We start from the raw sequence: 23,969 nt of genomic DNA, 5'->3' as shown, positions 1-23,969 counted from the left end.
AGCTATTCTGGGAGGAATGATCATGGCACATGTCATCGTCTTGGGGGCCGGACTGGGCGGCTCTATCATGGCCTACGAGCTGCGACGGCAGCTGCGGCCGGAGGATACGATCACCGTGGTCACCCGCGACCCGACGTATCACTTCGTGCCCTCGAACCCGTGGATCGCCGTCGGCTGGCGCAACCGCAGCGACATCACCGTCGATCTGGCGCCGACGATGGCGCGGCTCGGCATCGCCTTCCGCGCCGTGGCCGCCCGCAAGGTGATGCCTGCGGAGAATCGCGTGGCCCTCGTCGATGGCAGCGAGATCTCCTATGATTATCTGGTGGTTGCCACCGGGCCCGAGCTTGCCTTCGACGAGATCGAGGGCTTCGGGCCACAGGGCCATACCCTGTCGATCTGCCATATCGACCATGCGGAGGAGGCGCGGATCGCTTTCGACCGCTTCTGCGAGACGCCGGGGCCGGTCGTCGTCGGCGCGGCACAGGGGGCGAGCTGCTTCGGCCCGGCCTACGAGTTCACCTTCATCCTCGACGCGGCGCTGCGCAAGCTGAAGATCCGCGATCAGGTGCCGATCACCTTCGTCACTTCGGAGCCCTACATCGGCCATCTCGGGCTCGACGGGGTGGGCGATACGAAGGGCCTGCTCGAATCGGCAATGCGGCAGAAGCACATCAAGTGGATCACCTCGGCCCGGGTGACGAAGGTCGAGGCCGGGCAGATGCAGATCGAGGAGGTGGCCGAGGACGGCAGCGCCAAGCCGCGCAGCCTGCCCTTCGGCTATGCGATGATGCTGCCCGCCTTCCGCGGGATCGAGGCGGTCTCGGGCATCGAGGGGTTGTCGAACCCGCGCGGCTTCACGCTGGTCGACAAGTATCAGCGCAATCCGACCTTCCGCAACGTCTTCGCCGTCGGCGTCTGCGTCGCCATCCCGCCGATGGCGCAGACACCCGTGCCCTGCGGCGTCCCCAAGACCGGCTTCATGATCGAATCGATGGTGACAGCCACGGCCCACAATCTCGGCGCGCTGGTGCGGGGGCGCGAGCCGGATCAGGTCGGCACCTGGAACGCGGTCTGCCTTGCCGATTTCGGCGACAGCGGCATCGCCTTCGTCGCGCAGCCGCAGATCCCGCCGCGCAACGTCAACTGGTCATCGCAGGGGCGCTGGGTGCATCTGGCCAAGATCGGCTTCGAGAAATACTTCCTGCGCAAGGTGCGGGTCGGCACGTCGGAGCCGTTCTACGAGGCGGCGATGATGAAGATGCTGGGCATCGACAAGCTGAAGGCAGCGAAGAAGGGCTGAAACGGCTCTTGCGCTCGGCCCGGGGCCGGGCCAGCCTGCGCCGCATGGAACATGATTTCGTGATTGTCGGCGGCGGGATCGCCGGTGTGTCGGCGGCGGCAAGGCTGTCTGCCCTGGGCTCGGTGCTGCTGCTCGAGGCGGAGGATGCCTTGGCGCATCATGCCTCGGGGCGGTCGGCGGCGCTTTACGAGCCGCGCTACGGGTTGCCGCCGGTGGTGGAGCTGTCGCTCGCCTCGGGCGACTTCTTCCGCGCGGCGGATAAGGTGCTGTCGCCACGCGGGCTGATGATCGTCGGGCGGGCGGAAGAGGCGGCAGAGGTCGCCTCGGATGCCGGGACGATGCATCTGGAGATGATGTCGGTCGCAGAGGCGCGGGCCATCGTGCCGGTGCTGAACGACCGGGTGGCTGTCGCGGCCTATGGCAATCATGCCTGGGACATCGACACCGACCTGCTGCTGCAGGGCTTCGCCCGCGAGGCGCGCAGCGGGGGCGCCACGATCCTGACCGGGGCCAAGGTCACCGGCATCCGGCGCGAGGGCGCGGGCTGGCGTATCGCCACGGCAACGGGCGAGCATGGCGGGGCGGTGCTGGTGAATGCCGCCGGGGCCTGGGCCGATGCCGTGGCGGCGATGGCGGGCGTGCGGATGCTGGGGCTGCAGCCCAACCGCCGCTCCATGGCGCGCATCCCGGCGCCGGGCGGGCATGACGTGAGCCGCTGGCCGATGCTCTTCGGCGCGGGCGAGACCTGGTATGCCAAACCCGATGCCGGGGCGCTGATCGTCTCGCCCGCCGATGAGCACCCGATGGAGCCGCATGACGCCTGGGCCGACGACATGGTGCTGGCCGAGGGTCTGGCGCGCTACGAGGAGATGGTGACGACGCCCGTCACCCGGCTTCTGGCGAGCTGGGCGGGCCTGCGCACCTTCGCGCCCGACCGCGTGCTGGTGATCGGCCGCGATCCGGTGGAGCCCGCGTTCTTCTGGCTGGCGGGTCAGGGTGGCTACGGTTTCCAGACCTCGCCCGCCGCGAGCCGGTTGGCGGCTGACCTGCTGGGCGGCACGGCGCCGGAGCTCGACGCAGGCGTGGTGGCGGCGCTGTCGCCGGGGCGCTTCGCATGAGCCTGCGCCTGCCCGACAGCGGCGCGCCGGAGATGCCGGACGGTCGCCGCGTGGCGCCTTCGGCGGAGCGCAACGCGGCGCCGATCCTCGCGCAGCTGCGGGCCGAGGGGCTGGCGGGGCGGCTGCTGGAGCTGGCCAGCGGCACCGGGCAGCATGCGGCGCAGTTCGCCGCTGCCCTGCCCGCGCTGGACTGGCAGCCGAGCGATGTCGAACCGGCGAACCTGGGCTCCATCGAGGCGTGGCGCGTCCATGCGGCGCTGCCCAACCTGCGCGCCCCGGTGCTGCTGGATGCGGCGCGGCCCGGCTGGGGGGCGGCGTGGCAGGGGCAGGACGCGATCCTTGCGGTGAACATCCTGCACCTGATCCCCGAAGCCTCTGCCGCGACGCTGCTGGCCGAGGCAACGCGCGCGCTGGCGCCGGGCGGTCGGCTGATGCTCTATGGCCCCTTCCTGCGCGACGGCAAGCCGACGAGCGAGGGCGATGCGGCTTTCGACGCCAGTCTCAGGGCGCAGAACCCGGCCATCGGCTACAAGGATCTGGCTTGGGTTACGGGGCTTCTGGGCGGGACCGGGCCGGGAGTGCGGGTGGTGGAGATGCCGGCCAACAACCTGATGCTGGTGGCGCAGGGCGGCTGACCGCCGGGGGGCAAGATTGCCCATGACAGACCGGCGGATTTGCGGCAGGTTGGCCGCGTCCCTGATCTTCCGGAGCCCCATGACCCCGTTTTTCCGCCTGCTGTCCCTCGGGCTTCTCGCCTCTGCCCTGATCTCCTGCGGTCGCCCAGAAGTGACGGCGGAACTGCCCTCCGGTCAGGTGGTGACCGTGGCACCGCCGAGCTTCGGCGATGCCCGTCCCCACGCCTGGGAGGGGCGCGCGCCGCGCGACTATCCGGTGCATGGCATCGACGTTTCGCGCTTCCAGGGGCCGATCGACTGGCGCACCGCGGCGGAAGCCGGGGTGTCCTTCGCCTTCATCAAGGCAACCGAGGGCGGCGACCGGGTGGACCCGATGTTCCACGAGAACTGGCGCGGCGCGGGCCGGGCCGGGGTGCCGCGCGGGGCCTATCATTTCTTCTACTTCTGCCGCCCCGCCGCCGAGCAGGCGCGCTGGTTCATCGAGAACGTGCCGAAATCGGCCCGCACCCTGCCCCCGGTTCTGGACATGGAGTGGAACCCCTTCTCGCCCACCTGCACCCTGCGCCCGGCACCAGCGGTGGTGCGCGCCGAGGCGCTGGAGTTCATGAACATCCTGCAGCGCCACTACGGCAAGGCGCCGATCGTCTACACGACCATCGACTTCTACGAGCGCAACGAGATGTGGCGGCTGACCGGGCACGACTTCTGGCTGCGCTCCACCGCGGGCCATCCGTCGGAGCGTTACGGCGGTCAGGGCTGGAAGTTCTGGCAATACACCGGCACCGGCATCGTGCCCGGGATCGCCACGCAAGCCGACATCAACGTCTTCAACGGCAGCGCGGTCGATTGGGCGGGCTGGCTGGCGCAGAAGCTGCAATGACGAAAGGGCGGGAGTGATCTCCCGCCCTTTCTGCTTTCGCCCTTGCCGAGGGTCTCAGCCGTCCTTGCGGATGCGGGCGTTGGAGGGATCGAAGGGCGAATCCTCCACCACCGTCACGTCGAAGAGCTCGCGGAACATGCGCACCTTCAGCTTCTGGCCGACCTCGGCCAGATCCGAGCGCACATAACCCATGCCGATCTGCTTGCCGAAGGCCACCGACCAGCCGCCCGAGGTCAGACGGCCGATCTTCTCGCCGTCATGCAGCAGCGCTTCCTTGCCCCAGGGATCGGCATCGGCCGGGCCGTCGATCAGCACGGTGACGCATTTCGAGCGGATGCCAGTATCGAGCATCGCCTGCTTGCCCTGGAAGTCCTTCGAGAGGTCGATGAAGCGGTCGAGACCGGCCTCCATCGGCGTCGCGTCGCGGCCCAGTTCGTTGCCGAAGGCGCGGTAGGATTTCTCCTGCCGGAGCCAGTTCTGCGCCCGCGCGCCCACGAGCTTCAGCCCGTGCTTCTCGCCCGCCTTCAGGAGCAGGTCCCAGAGATAGGCCGACATCTCGATCGGGTGATGCAGCTCCCAGCCGAGCTCGCCGGTATAGGCGACGCGGATGGCGCGGACCGGGCACATGCCGAGCTCGATGCTGCGGTAGCTGAGCCAGGGGAAGCGCTTGTTCGACAGCACCGTGGCCGGGTCGGCATCCTTGACGATCTCGTTCAGGATCGCGCGGGAATTGGGGCCGGCAAGCGCGAAGACGCCGTATTGGGTGGTGACGTCGTGGATGTCGATCCAGCCGAATTCGGACATCTTCTCGGCGGCGCATTGCTTGAGGTAGTCGGCGTCATAGGCCGTCCAGGCCCCGGCGGAGACGAGATAGTATTCGTTCTCGGCGAAGCGGACGATGGTGTATTCGGTGCGCGTCGTGCCGGTGGCGGTCAGCGCATAGGTCAGGTTGATGCGGCCCACGGCGGGCAGCTTGTTGCAGGTGAACCAGTCGAGGAAGGCGGTGGCGCCGGGGCCGCGCACCAGATGCTTGGTGAAGGCGGTGGCGTCGATCAGGCCCGCCGTCTCGCGCAGCGCCTCGGCCTCGGTCTTGGCATATTGCCACCATTCGCCGCGGCGGAAGCTGCGGCTGTCGTGGTCGAAGCTGGAGGGGGCATCGAGCGGGCCGTAGTAGTTCGGCCGCTCCCAGCCGTTCACCTGACCGAACTGCGCGCCGAGCGCCTTCTGGCGGTCGTAGACGGGGGCGGTGCGCAGCGGGCGGCAGGCTTCGCGCTCCTCGTCCGGGTGGTGCAGGATGAAGACATGCTCGTAGCATTCCTCGTTCTTGCGCGCCGCGTATTCCGTGGTCATCCACGAGCCGTAGCGCTTGGGATCGAGCGAGGCCATGTCGATCTCGGCTTCGCCTTGGGTCATCATCTGCGCGAGATAGTAGCCGGTGCCGCCCGCCGCGGTGATGCCGAAGGAGAAGCCCTCGGCCAGCCACATGTTGCGCAGCCCCGGCGCGGGGCCGACCAGCGGGTTGCCGTCGGGGGTGTAGCAGATCGGGCCGTTGTAATCGTCCTTCAGGCCGACGGTCTCGGACGAGGGCAGACGGTGGATCATCGACATGTATTCCTCCTCGATCCGCTCCAGATCGAGCGGGAAGAGGTCGGCGCGGAAGCTCTGCGGCACGTCATAGAGGAAGCGCGCCGGGGCGTTGCGCTCGTAGGGGCCGAGGATCCAGCCGCCGCGCTCCTCGCGGACGTACCACTTGGCGTCGGCGTCGCGCAGCACCGGGTGCTGCGGGTTGGTCTTGCGCCACTCGACCAGCGCCGGATCGGGCTCGGTCACAATATACTGGTGCTCGACCGGGATCGCCGGGATCTTGATCCCGAGGAGCCGCGCAGTTCGCTGCGCATGGTTGCCGGTGGCGGTGACCACATGCTCGGCATGGATCTCGAAGGTCTCCTCGGAGGCCACGAGGTTGCCCCCCTGCTCCACCATCCGGGCGCAGGTGACGATCCATTCGCTGCCGGTCCAGCGGTAGCCATTCACCTGGATCCGCCGCTCGATGGTCGCGCCGAGCTGCCGCGCGCCCTTGGCCATCGCCTGCGTCACGTCGGCCGGGTTGATGTAGCCGTCCTGCGGGTGGTAGAGCGCGCCCTTCAGATCCTCGGTGCGCACCAGCGGCCAGCGCTCCTTGATCTGCGCTGGGGTGAGGAATTCATGATAGACCCCGGCGGTCTCGGCCACCGAGGAATAGAGCATGTATTCGTCCATCCGCGCATCGGTCTGGGCCATGCGCAGGTTGCCGACGACGTAGAAGCCCGGGTTGAGCCCGGTTTCAGCCTCGAGACCCTTGTAGAAGTCGACCGAATACTTGTGGATATGGGTGGTGGCATAGCTCATGTTGAAGAGCGGCAGGAGCCCCGCGGCATGCCAGGTGGAGCCGGAGGTCAGCTCGTCGCGCTCGACCAGCATGGTGTCCCAGCCGGCCTTGGCGAGGTGATAGGCGATCCCCGTTCCGACGGCGCCACCACCGACGACTAGGGCTTTCACATGGGTCTTCATCGGGGCAACTCCGTACGGCAGGGTTTTGCGCATACATGCCCTAACGCGGCCGCGCGCGACAAGTCAGCCCGACATTTGGCGTCCGAAAACGACATGGGGGTAAGAAGCTGGCTTGCGGGGTGCCTGTGGTTGGCGGCGCAGCGGGGGGTTTCACACCCCCCGCACCCCCCGTGGGATATTCGAGGACAAAAAAATGGGAGGGTCAGGTGCGGCGCAGCTTGCCCAAGGTGGCGGAGGCGGCAAAGACCAGTGCCGCCGCCGCTACGATGGAGGGGCCGGCGGGGGTGTCGTAGAAGAGCGAGAGCTGCAGGCCGCCGAGGGTGGCCGCGCCGCCGATCAGGGCGGCGAGCACGGCCATGGATTCGGGCGTGCGCGCGAGGCCGCGCGCGGCGGCGGCGGGGATGATGAGCATGGCCGCGATCAGGAGCGCGCCCACCACCTTCAGCGCCACGGCGACGGTCAGGGCGAGGGCCAGCGTCAGGATAAGCCGCTCGCGGTCGGGATTGAGGCCCGAGGCATGGGCCAGATCCTCGTTCAGCGTCGAGGTCAGCAGCGACGACCAGCGCCAGACCAGCAGGGCCACGACCAAGGCCGCCCCGCCCCAGATGAAGACGAGATCGGCGGCAGAGACGGCGAGGATGTCGCCGAAGAGATAGGCCGAAAGGTCGGTGCGCACCCCCGGCACGAAGCTGACGGCGACGAGGCCGAAGGCTAGCGCCGAATGGGCGAGCACACCGAGCGTCGTGTCCATCGCCCAGCCGCGCGCGGCGAGGGTGGAGACGGTGAGCGCCATGAGGAGCGCGACGGCGAGGGTGCCGAGGCCGACGGGCAGGTCGCTCGCCAAGGCCAGCGCCACGCCGAGGATCGCGGCATGCGAGGTCGCGTCGCCGAAATAGGCCATGCGCCGCCAGACCACGAAGGCGCCGAGCGGTCCCGCCGCCAGCGCCACACCGATCCCGGCAAGGGCGGCGCGGATCAGGAAATCGTCAAACATGGTCGTGCTCCGCGGGATCATGGTCATGCGCATGCGGATGGGCATGGTCATGGGTGTGGTCGTGATCGTGGCTGTGCTGGTAGAGCGCCAGCGCGCCCTGCGTGCCCAGACCGAAGAGCGCGCGGTATTCCGGCGCGTTCGACACCACCCGCGGCGTGCCCTCGCAGCAGACATGGCCGTTGAGACAGATCACCCGGTCGGAGGCCGACATCACCACATGCAGATCGTGGCTGACCATCAGCACCGCCGCCCCGGTCTCGGAGCGGACCTCCTCGATCAGCCGGTAGAAGGCGGCCTCGCCGGGCTGGTCCAGCCCCTGCGTCGGCTCGTCGAGGATGAGGAGGTCGGGCGTGGTCAGCAGCGCGCGGGCCAAGAGCACCCGCTGGAACTGGCCGCCGGAGAGATCCGCCATCTGCCGCTCGCGCACCTCGGGCACCCCGACCCGCTCCAGCGCCGTGCGGGCCTCGGTCTCGCTGCGGCGCTGCGGCAGCGACAGGAAGCGGCGGACGGTCAGCGGCAGGCTGCGGTCGATGTGCAGCTTCTGCGGGACGTAGCCGATGCGGAGCCCCGGCTTGCGCGTCACCTCGCCGCCGGCGGGCGGCAGGATGCCGAGCAGCGCGCGCAGGAGCGTGCTTTTGCCCGAGCCGTTCGGGCCGACGATGGTGACGATCTCGCCCGCGGCGACCGACATGCTGACCCCGGTCAGCACCTCGGCGCCACCGAGACGGATGCTCAGGCGATGCGCGGCGATCAGGCTCATGCGGCGGCCTTGCAGCCGGGGCAGAGGCCGACCGCCTCGATGTTGCTGCGCTCGATGCTGAAGCCGAGCGAGGCCGCCGCCTGATCCAGCGCGGCGCGCACCGGCTCGGCCGGGGCCTCGGCCACGGCGTCGCAGAGTCGGCAGATCAGGAAGGCGGGCGCATGGGCGGTGCCGGGATGCATGCAGGCGGTGAAGGCGTTGAGCCGGCGGATGCGATGGGCGAAGCCCTGCTCCACCAGGAAGTCGAGCGCGCGATAGGCCACGGGCGGCTGGTTGCCGAAGCCCTCCTTCGCCAGCCGCTGCAGCACGTCATAGGCGCCGAGCGCGCGGTGCTCCTCCAGAAGGATCTCCAGCACGCGGCGGCGCACCGGGGTCAGGCGCGCCCCGGTCTCGGCCGCCATGCTTTCGGCGCGGGCGAGGAGGTCGCCCGAGCAATGGCTGTGATCATGCGCAGCGAAGGCGAGCGGCTTGGACATGCTTGGCCCCTTGACGTGTTATGCTATAACATACTACCGATCCCGGAGAGTTCAAGGAAAGGCGAGACCATGCGTTATACCATATCATCCGCAGTGACGAGTCTGCTGATCGCCCCGGCGGCCCTCGCCGAGGTGCCGCTGGTGGTTACCGACATCCCGCCGGTGCACTCGCTGGTGGCGCAGGTGATGGGCGATCTGGGCGCGCCGGAGCTGCTGCTGGACCGCGGGGCGGATGCGCATTCCTTCCAGCTGCGGCCCAGCCAGGCGCGGTCGCTCTCCACCGCCGGGCTGGTGATCTGGATCGGGCCGGAGATGACGCCCTGGCTCGACCGGACGCTGGAGAGCCTGGGGGCCAAGGCGCAGCTCAGGCTCTCGACCGTGGCGGGGCTGCATGTGCAGGACTATGGCGACGCCGCTGCGCATGAGCATGAGGGGCATGAGCAGGAAGAGCATGCCGACCACGATCACGCGGAGCACGCGCATGAGGAGCATGCGGAGCACGATCATGCCGAGCATGAGCATGAGGCCGAGCCGGCGGGTCATGACCATGATGCCGAAGAGGCCGGGCACGAGGGCCACAGCCACAGCGGGCTCGACCCGCATCTCTGGCTCGATCCGGCCAATGCGCGGCTCTGGCTGCCGGTGATCGCCGCCGAGTTGGGCAAGCTCGATCCCGACAACGCCGCGACCTATGCCGCCAACGCCGAGGCGGCGGCGGCGGGGGTCGCCCGGCTCGATGCAGAGACGGCGGCGCGGCTGGAGGCGGTGCAGGACCGGCCCTTCGTCGTGTTCCACGATGCCTATGGCTATTTCGCGGCGCATTACGGGCTCGATGTCGCGGCGACGGTGGCGATCGGCGATGCCTCGGCCCCCGGTGCGGCGCGGCTGAGTGCGCTGCGCGAGGAGCTGGCGGCGGAGGGCGCGGTCTGCATCTTCCCCGAGGTGCAGCACGATCCGAAGCTGGTGGCGCAGCTGGCCGAGGGCACCCCGGTGAAGATCGGCGCGCCGCTCGACCCGCAGGGCGCACAGTTGGAGCCGGGCGCGGGGCTTTATGCCGAGCTGCTGACCGGGCTCGCCACGACGCTAACCGACTGTCTCGGCGAGCGCTGAGCCTTGGCGGGCCAGCCTTGACCGGACCGGCCGGATCGGCAAAGGCTGGCCCGCCAGCGAGGAGAGCGACGTGACAGGCCAGATCACCCCTTTCGGAACCGCGCCCGACGGTCGGCCCGTCGAGCGCATCACCCTGCGCAACGCCGCGCTGACGGTGCAGCTGCTGACCTGGGGCGCGGTGGTGCAGGATCTGCGGCTGGCGGGGGTGGACTGGCCGCTGACGCTGGGGTCGGCGGATCTGGCGGCCTATATCGGGCCGCTCGGCTATTACGGAGCGGTGGTGGGGCCGGTGGCCAACCGCATCGCCGGGGCCTCGGCGCTGATCGACGGCGCGCGCCATGACTTCCCGCCGAACGAGGGGGCGAACCTGCTGCATGGCGGGCACTTCGGCACGCAGGCGCGGGTCTGGGATATTGCCTCGGTCGGCGAGACCTCGGCGGTGCTGCGTCTGGCCTTGGCGGCGGGCGATCAGGGCTTTCCCGGCGCGCGGGTGATCGAGGCGGGTTTCGCGCTGGAGGGCGCGACGCTGGTGCTGCGGCTGAGCGCCACCAGCGACGCGCCGACGCTGATGAACCTCGCCAATCACAGCTACTGGAACCTCGACGGATCGGAGAGCATCGCCGGGCACCGCCTGACCGTCGCCGCCGACCGGGTGCTGGAGACGGTGGCGGGCCTGCCCACCGGGCGGGTGCTGCCGGTGGCGGGCGCCTTCGACCTGCGGCAGGGTCGGGTGATCGACCTGAGCGAGGGCTTCGACCACAACTTCTGCCTCGCCGATGCGCCGCGCGGGCTGACCGAGGTGGCCGAGCTGGTGGGGCAGTCGGGGGTGCGGCTGCGGCTCGCGACCACCGAGCCGGGGCTGCAGGTCTACGACGGGGTTTACATCGACAGCGAGGGCTTCGCCGGGCTGCAGGACCGACCGCTCCGCAAGCATGAGGCGATGGCGCTGGAGGCGCAGCGCTGGCCGGATGCGCCTAACCACCCGGGCTTCCCCTCGATCCGGCTGGATCCGGGCCAGACCTACCGGCAGGAGACGCGGCTGAGCTTCGACCGGGTGTAGCCGCGGCAGCGCCGTCCGAGCGGGCCTCGATGGCCCCGAGGACGGCTCCCCCCGTCAGTCCAGCCGGAACAGCTTGTCGCGCGAGGTCGCGCCGCGCAGCAGGGTCAGCCGCGATTTCGCCACCCCCAGCGCCTTGGCCAGCAGGGCTGTCACCGCCTTGTTGGCCTTGCCGTCCTCCGGCACGCAGGTGACATGGATGCGGATCTGGCCATCCTCGCACAGCACCCGGTCGCGCGACGCGCGGGGCGTCACGCGGACGGCGAGCGTTGCGCCGGGTTGGGCAAGGGAGCTCAGGTCGGTCATCGCTTTCCTCTGGCCCCCGGCATAGCCCGCTCTTAGGCTCGGGGCAAACGGAGGTGCGGATGACGACGGGTTTCTACTGGGACGAGCGCTGCTTCTGGCATGGCGGCGGGAATTATGCCTTCACCCTGCCGGTGGGCGGGCTGGTGCAACCGCTCGCCGGCGGCCTGCCGGAGAACCCCGAGACCAAGCGGCGGCTGCGCAACCTCCTGGAGGTGACCGGGCTGATCCGCGACCTTGCCGCCAGCTCCGCACCCGAGGCGGCAGCGGAAGACCTGCGCCGGGTGCATCCCGCAAGCTACCTCGACGCCTTCAAGGGGATGTCGGATGCCGGCGGCGGCGAGCTTGGCCTGCGCACACCCTTCGGGCGCGGCGGCTACGAGCTGGCGGCGCTCTCCGCCGGGCTGGCCAAGGCGGCGCTTGGCGATGTGCTGCGGGGCAGGCATCGCAACAGCTACGCGCTGAGCCGCCCGCCGGGGCATCACTGCCTGCCGGATTTCCCCAACGGCTTCTGCCTGATGGCCAATATCGCCATCGCCATCGAGGCGGCGCGGGCCGAGGGGCTGACCGAGCGGGTCGCGGTGATCGACTGGGACGTGCATCACGGCAATGGCACCGAGGCGATCTTCTACGACCGGGCCGACGTGCTGACCATCAGCCTGCATCAGGAACGCAACTACCCGATGGATACCGGCGAGGCCTCGGCGCGCGGGACCGGCGCGGGGCTGGGGACGAACATCAACATCCCGCTGCCGCCCGGCACCGGGCATCGCAGCTATCTCGAGGCGATGGAGCGGATCGTGCTGCCCGCCCTCGCCCGCTTCCGGCCCGACGCCATCGTGGTGGCCTGCGGCTTCGATGCCGCGGCGGTGGATCCGCTGTCGCGCACCATGGCCACCGCCGAGACCTTCCGGCTGATGACCCGCATGGTGATGCGAGCGGCGGAGGAGCTCTGCGACGGGCGGCTGACGCTGGTCCACGAGGGCGGCTATTCCGAGGTCTATGTGCCGTTCTGCGGCCATGCGGTGCTGGAGGAGCTGTCGGGCAGCACTGCCATCGCGCCCGATCCGATGGCCGAGACGCTGAGATTGCGCCAGCCGGGGCCGGGGTTCGACGCCTATGTGAGCGGGCTGATCGGCGAGATGGCCGGGCTGTTCGCCAGCCCGGCCTGAGGCCCGCCCTCAGCGCAGCAGCAGTTTCGCCACCCCGAAGAGCAGCGCGCCGCCGCCGAAGAAGGCAAGCCAGCTCATGAGCGCGGCCCGCCGTTCCGCCGGGGTGGCGCCGGTCTCGGTCGGGAACTGCGTCTGCTCCGCCGTTTCGATAGCAGGCTGAGGCGGCATCGGCACGCGCCGAGGGCACGCGGGGACTGCGGTCAGATGCGCGGGCGGCGCATAGGGCTGGCTGCGGTCGCTGCCGCGCGCGGCGCGGCGGGCGCGCGAGCGGTGCAGCCCACTGAGCACCAGCGCCACGGCGGAGGCGGCAGGAAAGAGCCCGGACAGGGCGGAGAAAGCGATCGTCATGGGTTAACCCTCATCAAGAAGCGATGGCCGCCGGCCATGGGCCCGCGACCGATGTCACTGCGTCAGATGAGGAAGAACGGCGGCGCCCGCGACGGCGGCAGGCGCAAGGCAGGGCGCCCGGGGCTGGTCTTGACCGCTGCCGGTGTGGCGAGGCCCCAGCCGGTCGCGGGGCGTTCCGGCGCGACGAAGGCCGCGCCCAGCAGGAGGAGGGTCTTCGGTTGCGCAGCTTCGGGCCGCTTGACCGCCAGTGCCCGCTCTGGCGCGGCCAGCAGCGTCTCGACCTGCGCGCGCACCCGTTCCACCGCCTGCGCCGAGGCGGCGGGCAGCATGCCCTGCCCCATCAGAAGCACCGCCGTCAGGACAAGCCTGAGCGCAAGGGCAGCAGCAAGGAAGGGGCGGGAGTCGCGACGCATGCCGCGAAACCTGCACCACAAGCGCCGTGCGCTCAACAGCGATCTGCGGCTTGACGGTCACGATCGGCAGAGCTAACGTCTCAATATACGTTGAGAGGTTGAGATGATGGACGACACCGCGGCTCTGGGTGCCTTCGCCGCGCTGGCACAGGACACGAGGCTGCGCATCGTGCGGCTTCTGGTGACGGCGGGTCCGCAGGGCCTGTCGGCGGGCGCGGTGGGCGAGGCGCTCGGCGCCTCTTCCTCGCGGCTGTCCTTCCATCTGACGCATCTGGAACATGCGGGTCTCGTCACCTCGCGCAAGGAGGGGCGCTTCGTGATCTACACGGCGGCCTATGGCGTGCTCTCCGACCTCGTGGCCTTCCTGATGCGGGATTGCTGTCAGGGCCACCCCGAAATCTGCGGCCCCGCCACGGTCTGCCTCCCCGTGGCCGACGAGGCCTGACCGTCGCGGACCTGCCGCCCCTGCCGAAAGCTCCCTCCCCATGACCCGCCTTTCCTTCCTCGACCGCTGGCTCACACTCTGGATCTTCGCCGCCATGGCGCTCGGCGTGCTGCTCGGGCGGCTGATGCCCGGGCTGCCGGGCGCGCTCGATGCCGCCTCGTGGGGCACGACCAATATCCCCATCGCCATCGGGCTGATCCTGATGATGTATCCGCCACTGGCGAAGGTGCGCTACGAAGAGTTACCGCGCGTGTTCCGCGACCGTCGGGTGCTGGCGCTGTCGCTGTTGCAGAACTGGGTCATCGGGCCGGTGCTGATGTTCGCGCTGGCGGTGATCTTCTTGCGCGACCTTCCCGATTACATGACCGGGCTGATCCTGATCGGGCTGGCCCGCTGCATCGCCATGGTGCTGGTCTGGAACCAGCTGGCCCGGGGGGACAGCGAATATGTGGCGGGGCTGGTGGCCTTCAACTCGATCTTCCAGATCCTGTTCTTCTCCACCTACGCATGGTTCTTCCTGACTGTGCTGCCACCGCTCTTCGGGCTGGAGGGCAGCGTGATCGACGTGAGCTTCCGCACGGTGAGCGAGGCGGTGCTGATCTATCTCGGCATCCCCTTCGCCGCGGGCTACCTGACCCGCCGCTTGCTGATCGCCCGCAAGGGAGCGGTCTGGTATGCCGAGGCGTTCCTGCCGCGGATCAGCCCGATCACGCTGGCGGCGCTGCTCTTCACCATCGTCGCGATGTTCAGCCTGAAGGGCGGCGACGTGCTGCGCCTGCCGTTCGACGTGCTGCGCATCGCCGTGCCGCTCACTCTGTATTTCGCCATCCAGTTCGGGCTGAGCTTCCTCTTGGGCCGGCTGATCGCCAGGGACTACCCGCGCACCACGGCCATCGCCTTCACCGCGGCGGGCAACAATTTCGAGCTGGCGATCGCCGTTGCCATCGCGGCCTTCGGCCTCGCCTCGCCCGTCGCCTTCGCCGCTGTCATCGGCCCGCTGGTCGAGGTGCCGGTGCTGATCCTGCTGGTGCAGGTGGCGCTGCGGCTGCGCCCGCGCTGGTTCGACGACAAGGAGACCGCATGACCGACCTGCCAAACATTTCTGCCGCCGCCTTGCGCCTGCCCGACCGCGAGGCGCTGCGGCCTGCGGTTTCCGGCCATCCGCCGCGGGTGCTGCTGCTCTACGGCTCGCTACGCGAGCGCAGCTACAGCCGCTTCCTGACGCTGGAGGCCGAGCGGCTGCTCAGCCATTTCGGCTGCGAGACGCGGATCTTCCATGCCGACGGCCTGCCCCTGCCCGACGACGCAGCGCCCGACCATCCCAAGGTGCAGGAGCTGCGCGAGGCCTGCACATGGTCCGAGGCGCAGGTCTGGACCTCGCCCGAGCGGCATGGCGCGATGACCGGGGTGATGAAGGCGCAGATCGACTGGATCCCGCTGGCGATGGGCGCGATCCGCCCGACGCAGGGGCGCACGCTGGCGCTGATGCAGGTCTCGGGCGGGTCGCAGAGCTTCAACGCGCTGAACCAGATGCGGGTGCTGGGGCGCTGGATGCGGATGATCACCATCCCGAACCAGTCCTCGGTCGCCAAGGCCTATGCCGAATTCGACGAGGCCGGGCGGATGAAGCCCTCGGCCTATTATGACCGGGTGGTGGACGTGATGGAGGAGCTGGTGAAGTTCACCCTCCTGACCCGGGACATCAGCGGCCATCTGACCGACCGCTACTCCGAGCGCAAAGAGGCCGCGGCCGAGCTGGAGGCGCGGGTGAACCTGACGCAGGCGCGGTGAGCCCCCGCCGCTGGCCGGTGATCTCGGCGCTCGGCGTCATGCAGATCTTCGCCTGGGGCAGCAGCTACTACCTGATGGCGGTGCTGGCCGGGCCGATCTCTGAGGATACCGGCTGGCCGCTGCCCTGGGTGGTGGGGGCGCTGTCGCTGGGCCTGCTGGTCGCCGGGCTCGCCTCGCCCGGCGTCGGGCGGGCCATCGCCCGGCATGGCGGTCGGCCTGTGCTGCTGGCGGGGTGCCTGCTGCTGGCGCTGGGGCTGGTCATGCTGGCGCTGGCGACGGCGCTCTGGGTGTTTCTCCTGGGCTGGGCGGTGATCGGTCTGGGAATGGCGGCGGGGCTCTACGACCCGGCCTTCGCCACGCTGGGCGCGCTCTATGGCCGTGAGGCGCGGCGGGCGATCACCACGCTGACGCTCTGGGGCGGCTTTGCCAGCACGGTCTGCTGGCCGCTCTCGGCGCTGCTGCTGGAGCATCTGGGTTGGCGCGGCGCGGCGCTGGCCTATGCCGGGCTGCATCTTTGCCTCTCCGCCCCGCTGATCCTCTGGCTGGTGCCCCCTGCCCCCGCGACGGGCGGCCCGAAACCCCGGGCGCAGCCCCTCTCGCTTGCCTCCGAGGAGCGGCGGTCGTTCCTGCTGATGGCGGCGATCCTCACGCTGGCGGGGCTCGCCACCACCATCCTCTCGGTGCATCTGCTGACGCTTCTGGCGGCGCGCGGCCTGTCGCTGTCTTCTGCCGTGGCAATCGGGGCGCTGATCGGTCCGGCGCAGGTCGGCGGGCGGCTGATCGAGATGGCCAGCGGCGGGCGGCACCCGGTGATCTGGTCGCTGGCGGCGGCCACCGTCTCCACCGCGGCGGGGCTCGTGCTGCTGGCGATGGTGGATGCGCCCGCTCCGGCGATGCTGCTTTACGGGGCGGGCAACGGCGTCTTCTCCATCGCCCGCGGCGCCCTGCCGATGGCGGTCTTCGGGCCGGAGCGCTATCCGGCGCTGATGGGCCGTCTCGCCCGCCCGGCCCTCCTGGCGCAGGCGGCGGCCCCGCTGATCGGCGCGGCGCTGATCACCCGGCTGGGTGCCGAGGCGACGCTGGCGGCGCTGGCGGCCTTTGCCCTGGCCAATGTGATCCTCGCACTGACGCTCTGGACCGGGCTGCGCCAGCCCTCCGCTGCGGGAAGCCGTTGAACGGGAGCCCCGGCAGTCGCCTGCCGGGGTCGGACATCAGCCCTTGAGGGGCAGCCGCATCAGCTCGATCCGGCTGCCATCGGCCTGGCCCAGGTGCAGGCTGTTCACCGCGATCCGGCTGCGGCGCGAGGTGCCTTCGGGCTCGCCGGTGTTCGGGTTGATGTCGTATTTCGGGAAGTTCGACGACGAGATGTCGAGCCTGATCCGATGCTCCTTTGCGAAGCGGTTCGCCGTGGCGAAGGGGGTGATGGTGATCTCGAAGGCGCCCTCGTCGGGGCCGACGAGCTCCGGCGCGTCGTAGCCCTTGCGGTAGCGGACGCGGAAGATCCCGTCGGTGATGTTGAGCGCATAGCCGCGCGGGTAGTCGGCGGAGGGCGGATAGACATCGACCAGCTTGGCGGTGAAATCCGTGTCCGGCGCATCGGTGGAGACCTTGAGCCGCACCTTCACCGGGCCGGCGATCACCATGTCTTCGACCAGAGGCGCGGTCTCGAAGCTCAGCACGTCGGGCCGCGCGGTCAGCGGCATGCCGGGCGCGGTGCAGCCGAAGATGCCCTCGGCCTCGACCTGATCGAAGCCGCCGCCGGAGAAGATCGGCTCGCCCGAGGTCAGAGAGCCGCCGATCGTCGGCACCGGATGGCGCGGATCGTAGTCGTAGGACAGCACCTGTTCCGCGCCGGGGGTGTCGCCCAGCGTCATGTCGGCGCGCAGATGCAGCACCAAGGGCTCCGCCTCCGGCACCGGCCAATCGGTGGTCTCGATCCACTGCCCGCCGTGGTCGAGGTGCCCGGACCCGGTCTTGCGCCCCGAGCCACCGCCCATGACGAAGAGATGCACGCGGCCGTCGAGCACCGGCGCCGCCTCGTCCTTCAGCCAGCGGGCGAAGAATTTCAGCCGGTAGGTCAGCCAGTCGCTGTCGACCTGCGCATCGAAGGTCGCGGCCTCGCCGAAATCGACATCGCCGAAGACTCGCTCCGAGCGGTTGCCGTGGGTCCAGGGCCCCATGATCAGCGTCAGCGGGCGCTCGGCCTCGCCCCTGAGGCCTGCGTAATTCTCCAGCGTGGTCTGCACATAGGCATCATACCAGCTCGACATGAAGATAATCGGCAGTTTCGGGAAGGTCTGGTAGTAGCCCGCCGCCCAAAGCCCGGTCTTCTTCCAGAAGTCGTCGAAGGTGCCGTGCTGCCACTGGTCGAGCAGATAGGCCTCGTAATCCGGATCCCACTTTACCGGCGAGCGGCCCTTGGTCCAGGGCGTGCGGGCCATCCAGCCGTGCAGGTCTTCCGCCTGGATCGCGCGCAGGATGTCGGGCTCGGCGGCGGACAGCGGGCTTTCCATCGCGCGGTTGTAGGCCCAGGTCGCCTGCTTCATCTCCAGCGCCCCGCCTTGGCGGATGCCGCAGGTGAAAGCGTTGGAGAAGCCGCCCGAATCCACCGCCATGCAGGCGAGGCCGGGCGGGTTGAGACAGGCCATCGCCATCTGCACATGGGCGTCGTAGCTCAGGCCCATCGTGCCGATGCGCGAGTTGTTCCACGGCTGCGCCTCGATCCAGACCATCGAGTCGTAGCCGTCCTCGGCCTCGTTCACATACTTCGTGAACACGCCTTCCGAGGCATAGCGTCCCCGGCAATCCTGCCAGATGACGACATAGCCCTCGCGCACCAGCAGACAGGCCAGGTCGGGACGGCTGTAGGAGGTGGGGCGCGCCACGGAGAGTTCGGTCCGCGGCGTCCCCGCCTTGTCGTAGGGCGTGCGCTCGAAGATCACCGGAAGCGGCGTCTCCACGGGGCGGCCGCCCTCCGCCGGGCGGTAGATGTCGGTGGCAAGACGCACACCGTCGCGCATCGTGATCATCACGTCGTGGTGGACGATGATTCCGTCTTCGACCAGTTCCCCGGCCGGGAGGGCGACCTCGGTACTCATTCGGCGCTCCGGATTTCCTGCGGCAGGGTGTCTTCGGACAGACCGGCCGTGATGGCGAGCCCGTCCTTCAGGCCCCAGTGGATCACCTGCCAGTAGAGCGGCACGATGGGCGTGTCCTCGAAGACGAGGCGCGTGGCGTCCTGCAACATCCCGATGCGCTTCGCCTCGTCGAACTCCTGCAGCGCGGTGTCGATCGCGGTGTCGAATTCGGCGTTGGAATAGCGCACGCGGTTGAAGGCTCCGACGCCGGCTTCCTTGTCGTAGCTGTGCAGCAGCGCCTGCAGGCTCGGGCCCGAGGTCGGGGTGGAGGAGCCGAGCGAGAAGACGAAGGCGCCGTATTCGCCCGCCGTCGCCGCCTTGGAATAGACGTTGTAGGGGAAGACCTGCACGCCGCTGACCTTGAGCCCGCCGCGCGTCAGCATCTGCCCCAGCGCCTGCGCCAGATCGGCGTCGCCCGGGAAACGGTCGTTCGAGGAGGAGATCGTCAGGCTGAAGCCCTCGGGATAGCCCGCCTCGGTCAACAGCGCTTTGGCCTGCTCCAGATCCGGCTGGTCCGGAATCACGTCATCGGCATGGCCACCCAGAACCTCCGGCACCAGCTGCCCGGCGGGAACGCCCGAACCGCCGAGGATCCGGTCGACGATCAGCTGGCGGTCGATCATCAGCGAGACAGCCTTGCGCACGCGCGGGTCCTTGAAGGGATTGTCGGCGAGCGGCTGGCCGTCCGCCCCGGCGACGCCCGGCGCGGTGTCGGCGCGCATCGAGAGGCCAAGGTAGATGATCCGACCCGACTGCGTCGAGAAGACCGAAAAGCCGTCGCTGTTCTCGATGGTGGCCACATCGGTCGGCGGCACGGCGTCGATCACGTCGACCGCGCCCGACAACAGTGCCGCGACCCGCGCCGCGTCGTTGGAAATGAAACGGACCTCGACATCCTTGAACTCCGGCGCCGTGCCGTAGAAGCCGTCATGGGCCTGCAGCTCCAGCGTCTCGCCCGGGGTCCAGGAAACGAACTTGTAGGGGCCGGTGCCGACGGCAACTTCCGGCGTCATGAAGTCCTCGCTCGAGCGGCCCTCGGTGGCGGCTTTCGAGACGATGAACACCCGGCCGATGTCTTCCATCAGCGTCGGCGCCGGGGCGTTGGTGGTGATGCGGATCGTCAGGTCGTCGACCTTCTCCATCCCAGCCACGGCCGAGACCTGATCGGTATAGGGTGCGGGCGAGTTCGGCACCTCGTCGGCGCGCTCCAGCGAGAAGATCACGTCGTCGGCGGTGAAGGCCGAGCCGTCGTGGAAGGTGACGCCGGAGCGCAGCTTGATCTCCCAAGTGGTCGGGTCGATGTTCTGCCAGCTTTCGGCCAGACCGGGGCTGACCTGCAGGTTGGCGTCGAACTCGACCAGCCGCCCGAAGATCATCGTCGAGGTCATCTGGTTGTTGCCGGTGCGCGAGAACTGCGGGTCGATCGACGATTGCTCGCTCGACCGGCCGATGGTCAGATCCTGCGCGAGGGCGGGCATGGCCACGCCGCAGAGCAGGGCCGCGAGCGCGGCGGATTTGAAGCTTGTCATGGATGATCTCCCTGATGGTTTCTTGTGTCGCTTGCGATGTCCGAGGGCAGCCGCCCCATGCCGCCGTTCAAGTGGCAGGCCGCGCGATGCCCTGCCGCCACGTCAATCAGCGGCGGGCGGGTGGTCTTGCAGATCTCCATCGCGAAGGGGCAGCGCGGATGGAAATGGCAGCCCGAGGGCGGGTTGACCGGCGAGGGGATCTCGCCCTTCACCGGCGCGAAGGCCCGCGCCCGGCGGTCGAGCCGCGGGATCTCCTGCAGCAGCGCCTCGGTATAGGGGTGGCGCGGCGCGTCGAAGATGGCGTCGGTCGCCGCCTCTTCCACGACGCGGCCCAGATACATGATCACAACCCGGTCCGAGATGTGCCGCACCACCGACAGGTCGTGGCTGATGAAGAGCAGCGTGAGCCCCAGCTCCTGCCGCAGCGCCATGAAGAGGTTGATGACCTGCGCCTGGATCGAGACGTCGAGCGCGGCGATGCTCTCGTCGCAGATCAGGAAATCGGGGTTCACCGCCAGAGCGCGGGCGATGCCGATCCGCTGGCGCTGACCGCCGGAGAACTGGTGCGGATAGCGGTCGGCCATCGCCGGATCGAGCCCGACGCGGCCCAGAAGCTCCTCGACCAGCCGCCGCGCCTCGGCGCGCGAGGCGAGCCCATGGACCCGCGGCGCCTCGGCAATGATTTCGCGCACCCGCTTGCGCGGGTTGAGAGAGGACATCGGGTCCTGGAAGATGATCTGCGTCGCCAGACGCATGTCGCGCGCGGCCTTGCCCTTCAGCCCGGCGATGTCCTGGCCGTGGTGCTCGACCCTGCCCTCGGTCGGCGGCAGCATCCCGGCGATGACCCGGCCCAGCGTGGACTTGCCGCAGCCGGATTCGCCGACGAGGCCGACCACCTCGCCCTTGCGCACCTCGAGATCGACGGCATCGAGTGCCCGGACCGCGGGCGGCGGCTTGGCGATGCCGAGGCGGATCGCCAGACGGTCGACGGCATCGGTGCCGCGCTGGAAACGCTTGGTGACGCCCACGGCGCGCGCAACCGGGGCTGCTGGGGTCGCATCGGTCATGCGCGCACCTCCGTGGGGGTCTGCAGCGGGTGGAAGCAGCGCCAGCCATGCTGACCGGCGAGAGTCTCGGGCGGTTCTGTCTGGCAGATCTCGGTCGCGCGGGCGCAGCGGGGCCGGAACGGGCAGCCGCTGGGCCGCCCGAGCGCGGGAGGCGCGGAGCCCGGGATCTGCCGCAACGGCTTGCCCCGCTCGTTGGCCATCGGCGTCGAGCCGATCAGCCCGGCGGTATAGGGATGCTGCGGCGCGTCGAGCACCTCGTCGATGGTGCCGCGCTCGACGATCCGGCCCGCATACATCACCGCCACCCGCTGCGCGAGCGCCGCGACCACCCCGAGGTCATGGCTGATCCAGATCAGCCCCAGCCCCATCTCGGCGGCCAGCTTCTGCACCTGCGCGAGGATCTGGCTCTGGATTGTCACGTCGAGCGCGGTCGTGGGTTCGTCGGCGATGATGAGATCGGGCTCGTGCAGCAGGGCGATGGCGATGGCCACGCGCTGCCGCATCCCGCCGGAGAACTCGTGCGGATAGGCGTCGATCCGCTCCGCCGGATGCGGGATGCCGACCTTGCCCAGCGCCTCGACCGACTTGGCGCGCGCCTCGGCGCGGCTGACCTTGCGATGCGCCTGCACCGTCTCGATCATCTGGGTGCCGATCCGCAGCACCGGGTTCAGCGTCATCATCGGGTCCTGGAAGATCATCGCGATCCGGTCGCCCCTGAGCGAGCGCAGCCGCGCCGGAGAGGCGGTGCGCAGATCCTCGCCCTTGAAGTCGATGCGGCCCTCGACCACCCGGCCCGGCTTGTCCACCAGCCCGATCAGCGAGAAGCCGGTGACCGACTTGCCCGACCCGCTCTCGCCCACCAGCCCGAGGATCTCGCCCCGACCGACGTCGAGATCGACGCCATCGACCGATTTCACGATGCCCTTGGGCGTGTCGAACCAGGTTTTCAGGCCCTCGACCCGGAGAAGTGGTGCGCTCATGTCTCGATCCTCGGGTTCAGCACCACCCGCAGCCGGTCACCGACGATATTGACCGAGAAGACGATGACGAGCAGCAGGAGCCCCGGGTAGACGCTCATCCAGTAGAGCCCGGCCAAGAGCACCTGATAGCCGTTGGCGATCAAGAGCCCGAGCGAGGGTTCGGTGATCGGCAGGCCGATCCCGAGGAAGGAGAGCGTCGCCTCGGCGGCGATGGCATTGGCCACCTGGATCGTGCCGATCACGATCAGCGGCGGCAGGCAGTTCGGCAGGATATGCGCGGCGAGGATGCGGGCGGGCGACAGGCCGAGGCAACGGGCGGCCTCCACATAGTCCTTGCCGGTCTCGACCAGCGCGGCGGCGCGGACGGCGCGGGCGAAATAGGCCCATTGCACGAAGATCAGCGCGAGGATCACCTTCCATGTCCCCTGCCCGAAGACGACGAGGATCATCAGCGCGACGAGGATGGTGGGGAAACCCAGCATCAGATCGACCACCCGCATGATGAAGGCATCGACCCTGCCCCCGGCATAGGCGGCGATCAGGCCCAGCGTGGTGCCGACGAGCAGCGCCAGCAGGCCAGAGGTCAGGCCGACGGCGAGGCTGGTCCTCAGCCCGTAGAGCATGGCCGAGAACATGTCGCGCCCCTGCGTGTCGGTGCCGAGCCAGAAGGTCATCCCCGACATTCCTTCGCTGCCCGGCGGCAGGCGGCCGTCGAAGAAGTCGATCTGCGCGAGGTCGTAGGGGTTCTGCGGCGCGATCAGCGGGGCCAGGATCGCCGCGAGGATCAGCGCGAGGCAGATGAAGGCCGCGACCGAGGCCTTGGGGCTGGCGAGGAGACCGCGCAGGATGCGCGCCGGCATGCTTTCGCCGGACAGGAAGGCGCCGGTCATGCCCGCCCCCGGATGCGCGGGTCGAGCAGCGAGTAGAGCAGGTCGACGAGAAAGTTGATCGCGATGAACATCGCCACGATGACGAGGATGTAGGCCACCACCACCGGACGGTCGAGCGCGTTGATCGAGTCGATGATCAGCTTGCCCACCCCCGGCCAGGCGAAGATCGTCTCGGTCACCACGGCGAAGGCGATGAGCGAGCCGAACTCCACCCCGATGACCGTGACGATCGGGATGAGGATGGTCTTGAACACATGCACGAAGAGGATGCGCCGCTCGGAAAGGCCGCGCGCCCGGGCGAACTTGACGAAATCGAGCGGCATCGTCTCCTGCACCCCGGTCCGGGTCATGCGGATCACGAGGGCGATCTGCGCCAGCGCCAGATTGGTCGCGGGCAGGATAAGATGGGTGAAGCCGTCCCATGTGGCGAAGCTGGTGCGGATGCCGAGGATGGTGCCGGTCTCGCCCCGCCCGGTCGAGGGCAGCCAGCCGAGCCAGACCGAGAAGATCATCACCAGCATCATCCCCTGCCAGAAGTTCGGCAGCGAGAAGCCGAGGATCGAACCGGTCATCACGCTCTCGTCCACCAGCGTCTGCGGTCTTGTGCCGGCCCAGAGCCCGAGCGGCAGGCCGATCAGCAGCGACAGCACCAGCGCCGTGGTTGTCAGCTCCAGCGTGGCCGGAAGCCGCTCGAAGATCACCGAGAGCGCCGGGCGGTTGAAGACGAAGGAATTGCCGAAGTCGCCGGTCAGGGCCGAGCCGAGGAAGGTCAGATACTGCATTGGCAGCGGCGCATCGAGGTTCAGCGAGGCCGCGACCTGCGCGCGCTCCGCCGCCGTCGCATCGCTCGGCAGGAGGATTTCCAGCGGGTCACCAATGGCGAAGACGCCGAGGAAGACGATCACCGAGGTCGCCAGCAGCACGATCACCGCCTGGATCAGGCGCCGGAAGATGAAGACGGTCATGGCGCGACCGCCCTTCGGCAATTTCTGGCTGATGCAGAGGGTGATG

24 protein-coding genes are annotated in these 23,969 nt (G+C 69.2%); 11 read left to right on the top strand and 13 right to left on the bottom strand.

Going from position 1 to position 23,969, the window contains the following annotated elements:
* Positions 1-22 precede the first annotated feature (22 nt).
* From AC3A5Z_RS01460 to AC3A5Z_RS01445, 4 genes are all read left to right on the top strand, one after another.
* A complete protein-coding gene (locus AC3A5Z_RS01460) occupies positions 23-1,303 on the top strand; it encodes an NAD(P)/FAD-dependent oxidoreductase (protein WP_487517636.1) in 1,281 nt (426 codons plus the stop codon).
* A gap of 44 nt (positions 1,304-1,347) precedes the next feature.
* The gene (locus AC3A5Z_RS01455) at positions 1,348-2,421 is read left to right on the top strand and encodes an NAD(P)/FAD-dependent oxidoreductase (protein WP_487517635.1); all 1,074 of its coding nucleotides are present in this window, start codon (positions 1,348-1,350) and stop codon (positions 2,419-2,421) included.
* Positions 2,418-3,056, top strand: coding sequence for a DUF938 domain-containing protein (locus AC3A5Z_RS01450; RefSeq protein WP_487517634.1), 639 nt, complete (start codon positions 2,418-2,420; stop codon positions 3,054-3,056). Before AC3A5Z_RS01455 ends, AC3A5Z_RS01450 begins: the two co-directional genes overlap by 4 nt.
* A gap of 79 nt (positions 3,057-3,135) precedes the next feature.
* On the top strand, positions 3,136-3,936 hold the full coding sequence (locus tag AC3A5Z_RS01445; RefSeq protein ID WP_487517633.1) for a glycoside hydrolase family 25 protein: 801 nt from the start codon (positions 3,136-3,138) through the stop codon (positions 3,934-3,936).
* Between the two features lie 54 nt (positions 3,937-3,990).
* Here AC3A5Z_RS01445 and AC3A5Z_RS01440 read toward each other — a convergent pair whose 3' ends face one another.
* The 4 genes from AC3A5Z_RS01440 to AC3A5Z_RS01425 form a co-directional block, all read right to left on the bottom strand.
* Positions 3,991-6,486, bottom strand: coding sequence for a GcvT family protein (locus AC3A5Z_RS01440; RefSeq protein WP_487517632.1), 2,496 nt, complete (start codon positions 6,484-6,486; stop codon positions 3,991-3,993).
* Positions 6,487-6,688: 202 nt separating this feature from the next.
* Positions 6,689-7,480 (bottom strand): metal ABC transporter permease, encoded by a 792-nt coding sequence (locus tag AC3A5Z_RS01435; RefSeq protein WP_487517631.1) that lies wholly within the window; start codon positions 7,478-7,480, stop codon positions 6,689-6,691.
* Complete coding sequence (locus AC3A5Z_RS01430) at positions 7,473-8,240, bottom strand: metal ABC transporter ATP-binding protein (protein ID WP_487517630.1); 768 nt, start codon at positions 8,238-8,240, stop codon at positions 7,473-7,475. The genes AC3A5Z_RS01435 and AC3A5Z_RS01430 overlap by 8 nt, the downstream gene beginning before the upstream one ends.
* Entirely contained in the window at positions 8,237-8,716 is a 480-nt protein-coding gene (locus AC3A5Z_RS01425; RefSeq protein WP_136793471.1) for a transcriptional repressor, read from the bottom strand. Before AC3A5Z_RS01425 ends, AC3A5Z_RS01430 begins: the two co-directional genes overlap by 4 nt.
* A gap of 69 nt (positions 8,717-8,785) precedes the next feature.
* Here AC3A5Z_RS01425 and AC3A5Z_RS01420 point away from each other — a divergent pair, with 69 nt between their 5' ends.
* Both AC3A5Z_RS01420 and AC3A5Z_RS01415 read left to right on the top strand, forming a co-directional pair.
* Positions 8,786-9,826: a zinc ABC transporter substrate-binding protein gene (locus AC3A5Z_RS01420; protein ID WP_487517629.1), complete on the top strand. Its 1,041-nt coding sequence runs from the start codon at positions 8,786-8,788 to the stop codon at positions 9,824-9,826.
* Positions 9,827-9,896: 70 nt separating this feature from the next.
* Complete coding sequence (locus AC3A5Z_RS01415) at positions 9,897-10,886, top strand: aldose epimerase family protein (protein ID WP_487517628.1); 990 nt, start codon at positions 9,897-9,899, stop codon at positions 10,884-10,886.
* Between the two features lie 54 nt (positions 10,887-10,940).
* On the opposite strand, the gene AC3A5Z_RS01410 is transcribed toward AC3A5Z_RS01415, so the two are convergent.
* Complete coding sequence (locus AC3A5Z_RS01410; protein ID WP_487517627.1) at positions 10,941-11,189, bottom strand: DUF167 domain-containing protein; 249 nt, start codon at positions 11,187-11,189, stop codon at positions 10,941-10,943.
* A 59-nt stretch (positions 11,190-11,248) separates the two neighbouring features.
* On the opposite strand from AC3A5Z_RS01410, the gene AC3A5Z_RS01405 reads away from it, so the two are divergent.
* A complete protein-coding gene (locus tag AC3A5Z_RS01405; protein ID WP_487517626.1) occupies positions 11,249-12,358 on the top strand; it encodes a class II histone deacetylase in 1,110 nt (369 codons plus the stop codon).
* 9 nt (positions 12,359-12,367) lie between these two features.
* Here AC3A5Z_RS01405 and AC3A5Z_RS01400 read toward each other — a convergent pair whose 3' ends face one another.
* Positions 12,368-12,706 carry a hypothetical protein gene (locus AC3A5Z_RS01400; protein WP_487517625.1) on the bottom strand — a complete coding sequence of 113 codons (339 nt, stop codon included), beginning with the start codon at positions 12,704-12,706 and terminating at the stop codon, positions 12,368-12,370.
* Positions 12,707-12,768: 62 nt separating this feature from the next.
* A complete protein-coding gene (locus AC3A5Z_RS01395) occupies positions 12,769-13,119 on the bottom strand; it encodes a hypothetical protein (protein WP_487517624.1) in 351 nt (116 codons plus the stop codon).
* Positions 13,120-13,225: 106 nt separating this feature from the next.
* Between AC3A5Z_RS01395 and AC3A5Z_RS01390 the strand changes: the two genes are divergently transcribed.
* The 4 genes from AC3A5Z_RS01390 to AC3A5Z_RS01375 are packed head-to-tail and all read left to right on the top strand — an operon-like array spanning position 13,226 to position 16,530.
* Positions 13,226-13,564: an ArsR/SmtB family transcription factor gene (locus AC3A5Z_RS01390; protein ID WP_487518609.1), complete on the top strand. Its 339-nt coding sequence runs from the start codon at positions 13,226-13,228 to the stop codon at positions 13,562-13,564.
* Between the two features lie 40 nt (positions 13,565-13,604).
* Positions 13,605-14,648, top strand: a complete 1,044-nt coding sequence (arsB, locus tag AC3A5Z_RS01385) for an ACR3 family arsenite efflux transporter (RefSeq protein WP_487517623.1) — start codon at positions 13,605-13,607, stop codon at positions 14,646-14,648.
* Positions 14,645-15,355, top strand: a complete 711-nt coding sequence (gene arsH, locus AC3A5Z_RS01380) for an arsenical resistance protein ArsH (protein ID WP_487517622.1) — start codon at positions 14,645-14,647, stop codon at positions 15,353-15,355. Before arsB ends, arsH begins: the two co-directional genes overlap by 4 nt.
* Positions 15,352-16,530 carry an MFS transporter gene (locus tag AC3A5Z_RS01375; RefSeq protein ID WP_487517621.1) on the top strand — a complete coding sequence of 393 codons (1,179 nt, stop codon included), beginning with the start codon at positions 15,352-15,354 and terminating at the stop codon, positions 16,528-16,530. Before arsH ends, AC3A5Z_RS01375 begins: the two co-directional genes overlap by 4 nt.
* Before the next feature lie 36 nt (positions 16,531-16,566).
* On the opposite strand, the gene AC3A5Z_RS01370 is transcribed toward AC3A5Z_RS01375, so the two are convergent.
* The 6 genes from AC3A5Z_RS01370 to AC3A5Z_RS01345 are packed head-to-tail and all read right to left on the bottom strand — an operon-like array spanning position 16,567 to position 23,923.
* A complete protein-coding gene (locus AC3A5Z_RS01370) occupies positions 16,567-18,453 on the bottom strand; it encodes a CocE/NonD family hydrolase (protein ID WP_487517620.1) in 1,887 nt (628 codons plus the stop codon).
* Positions 18,450-20,021, bottom strand: coding sequence for an ABC transporter substrate-binding protein (locus tag AC3A5Z_RS01365; RefSeq protein ID WP_487517619.1), 1,572 nt, complete (start codon positions 20,019-20,021; stop codon positions 18,450-18,452). Before AC3A5Z_RS01365 ends, AC3A5Z_RS01370 begins: the two co-directional genes overlap by 4 nt.
* On the bottom strand, positions 20,018-21,088 hold the full coding sequence (locus AC3A5Z_RS01360; protein WP_487517618.1) for an ABC transporter ATP-binding protein: 1,071 nt from the start codon (positions 21,086-21,088) through the stop codon (positions 20,018-20,020). The genes AC3A5Z_RS01365 and AC3A5Z_RS01360 overlap by 4 nt, the downstream gene beginning before the upstream one ends.
* Positions 21,085-22,068, bottom strand: a complete 984-nt coding sequence (locus AC3A5Z_RS01355; RefSeq protein ID WP_487517617.1) for an ABC transporter ATP-binding protein — start codon at positions 22,066-22,068, stop codon at positions 21,085-21,087. The genes AC3A5Z_RS01360 and AC3A5Z_RS01355 overlap by 4 nt, the downstream gene beginning before the upstream one ends.
* Positions 22,065-22,958 (bottom strand): ABC transporter permease, encoded by an 894-nt coding sequence (locus AC3A5Z_RS01350; RefSeq protein ID WP_136792264.1) that lies wholly within the window; start codon positions 22,956-22,958, stop codon positions 22,065-22,067. The genes AC3A5Z_RS01355 and AC3A5Z_RS01350 overlap by 4 nt, the downstream gene beginning before the upstream one ends.
* Positions 22,955-23,923: an ABC transporter permease gene (locus tag AC3A5Z_RS01345; protein WP_487517616.1), complete on the bottom strand. Its 969-nt coding sequence runs from the start codon at positions 23,921-23,923 to the stop codon at positions 22,955-22,957. The genes AC3A5Z_RS01350 and AC3A5Z_RS01345 overlap by 4 nt, the downstream gene beginning before the upstream one ends.
* Between the last annotated feature and the right edge of the window lie 46 nt (positions 23,924-23,969).

Source organism: Cereibacter sp. Soil_C_27, assembly GCF_057657095.1.
This window is presented reverse-complemented; position numbering and strand designations above follow the sequence as displayed.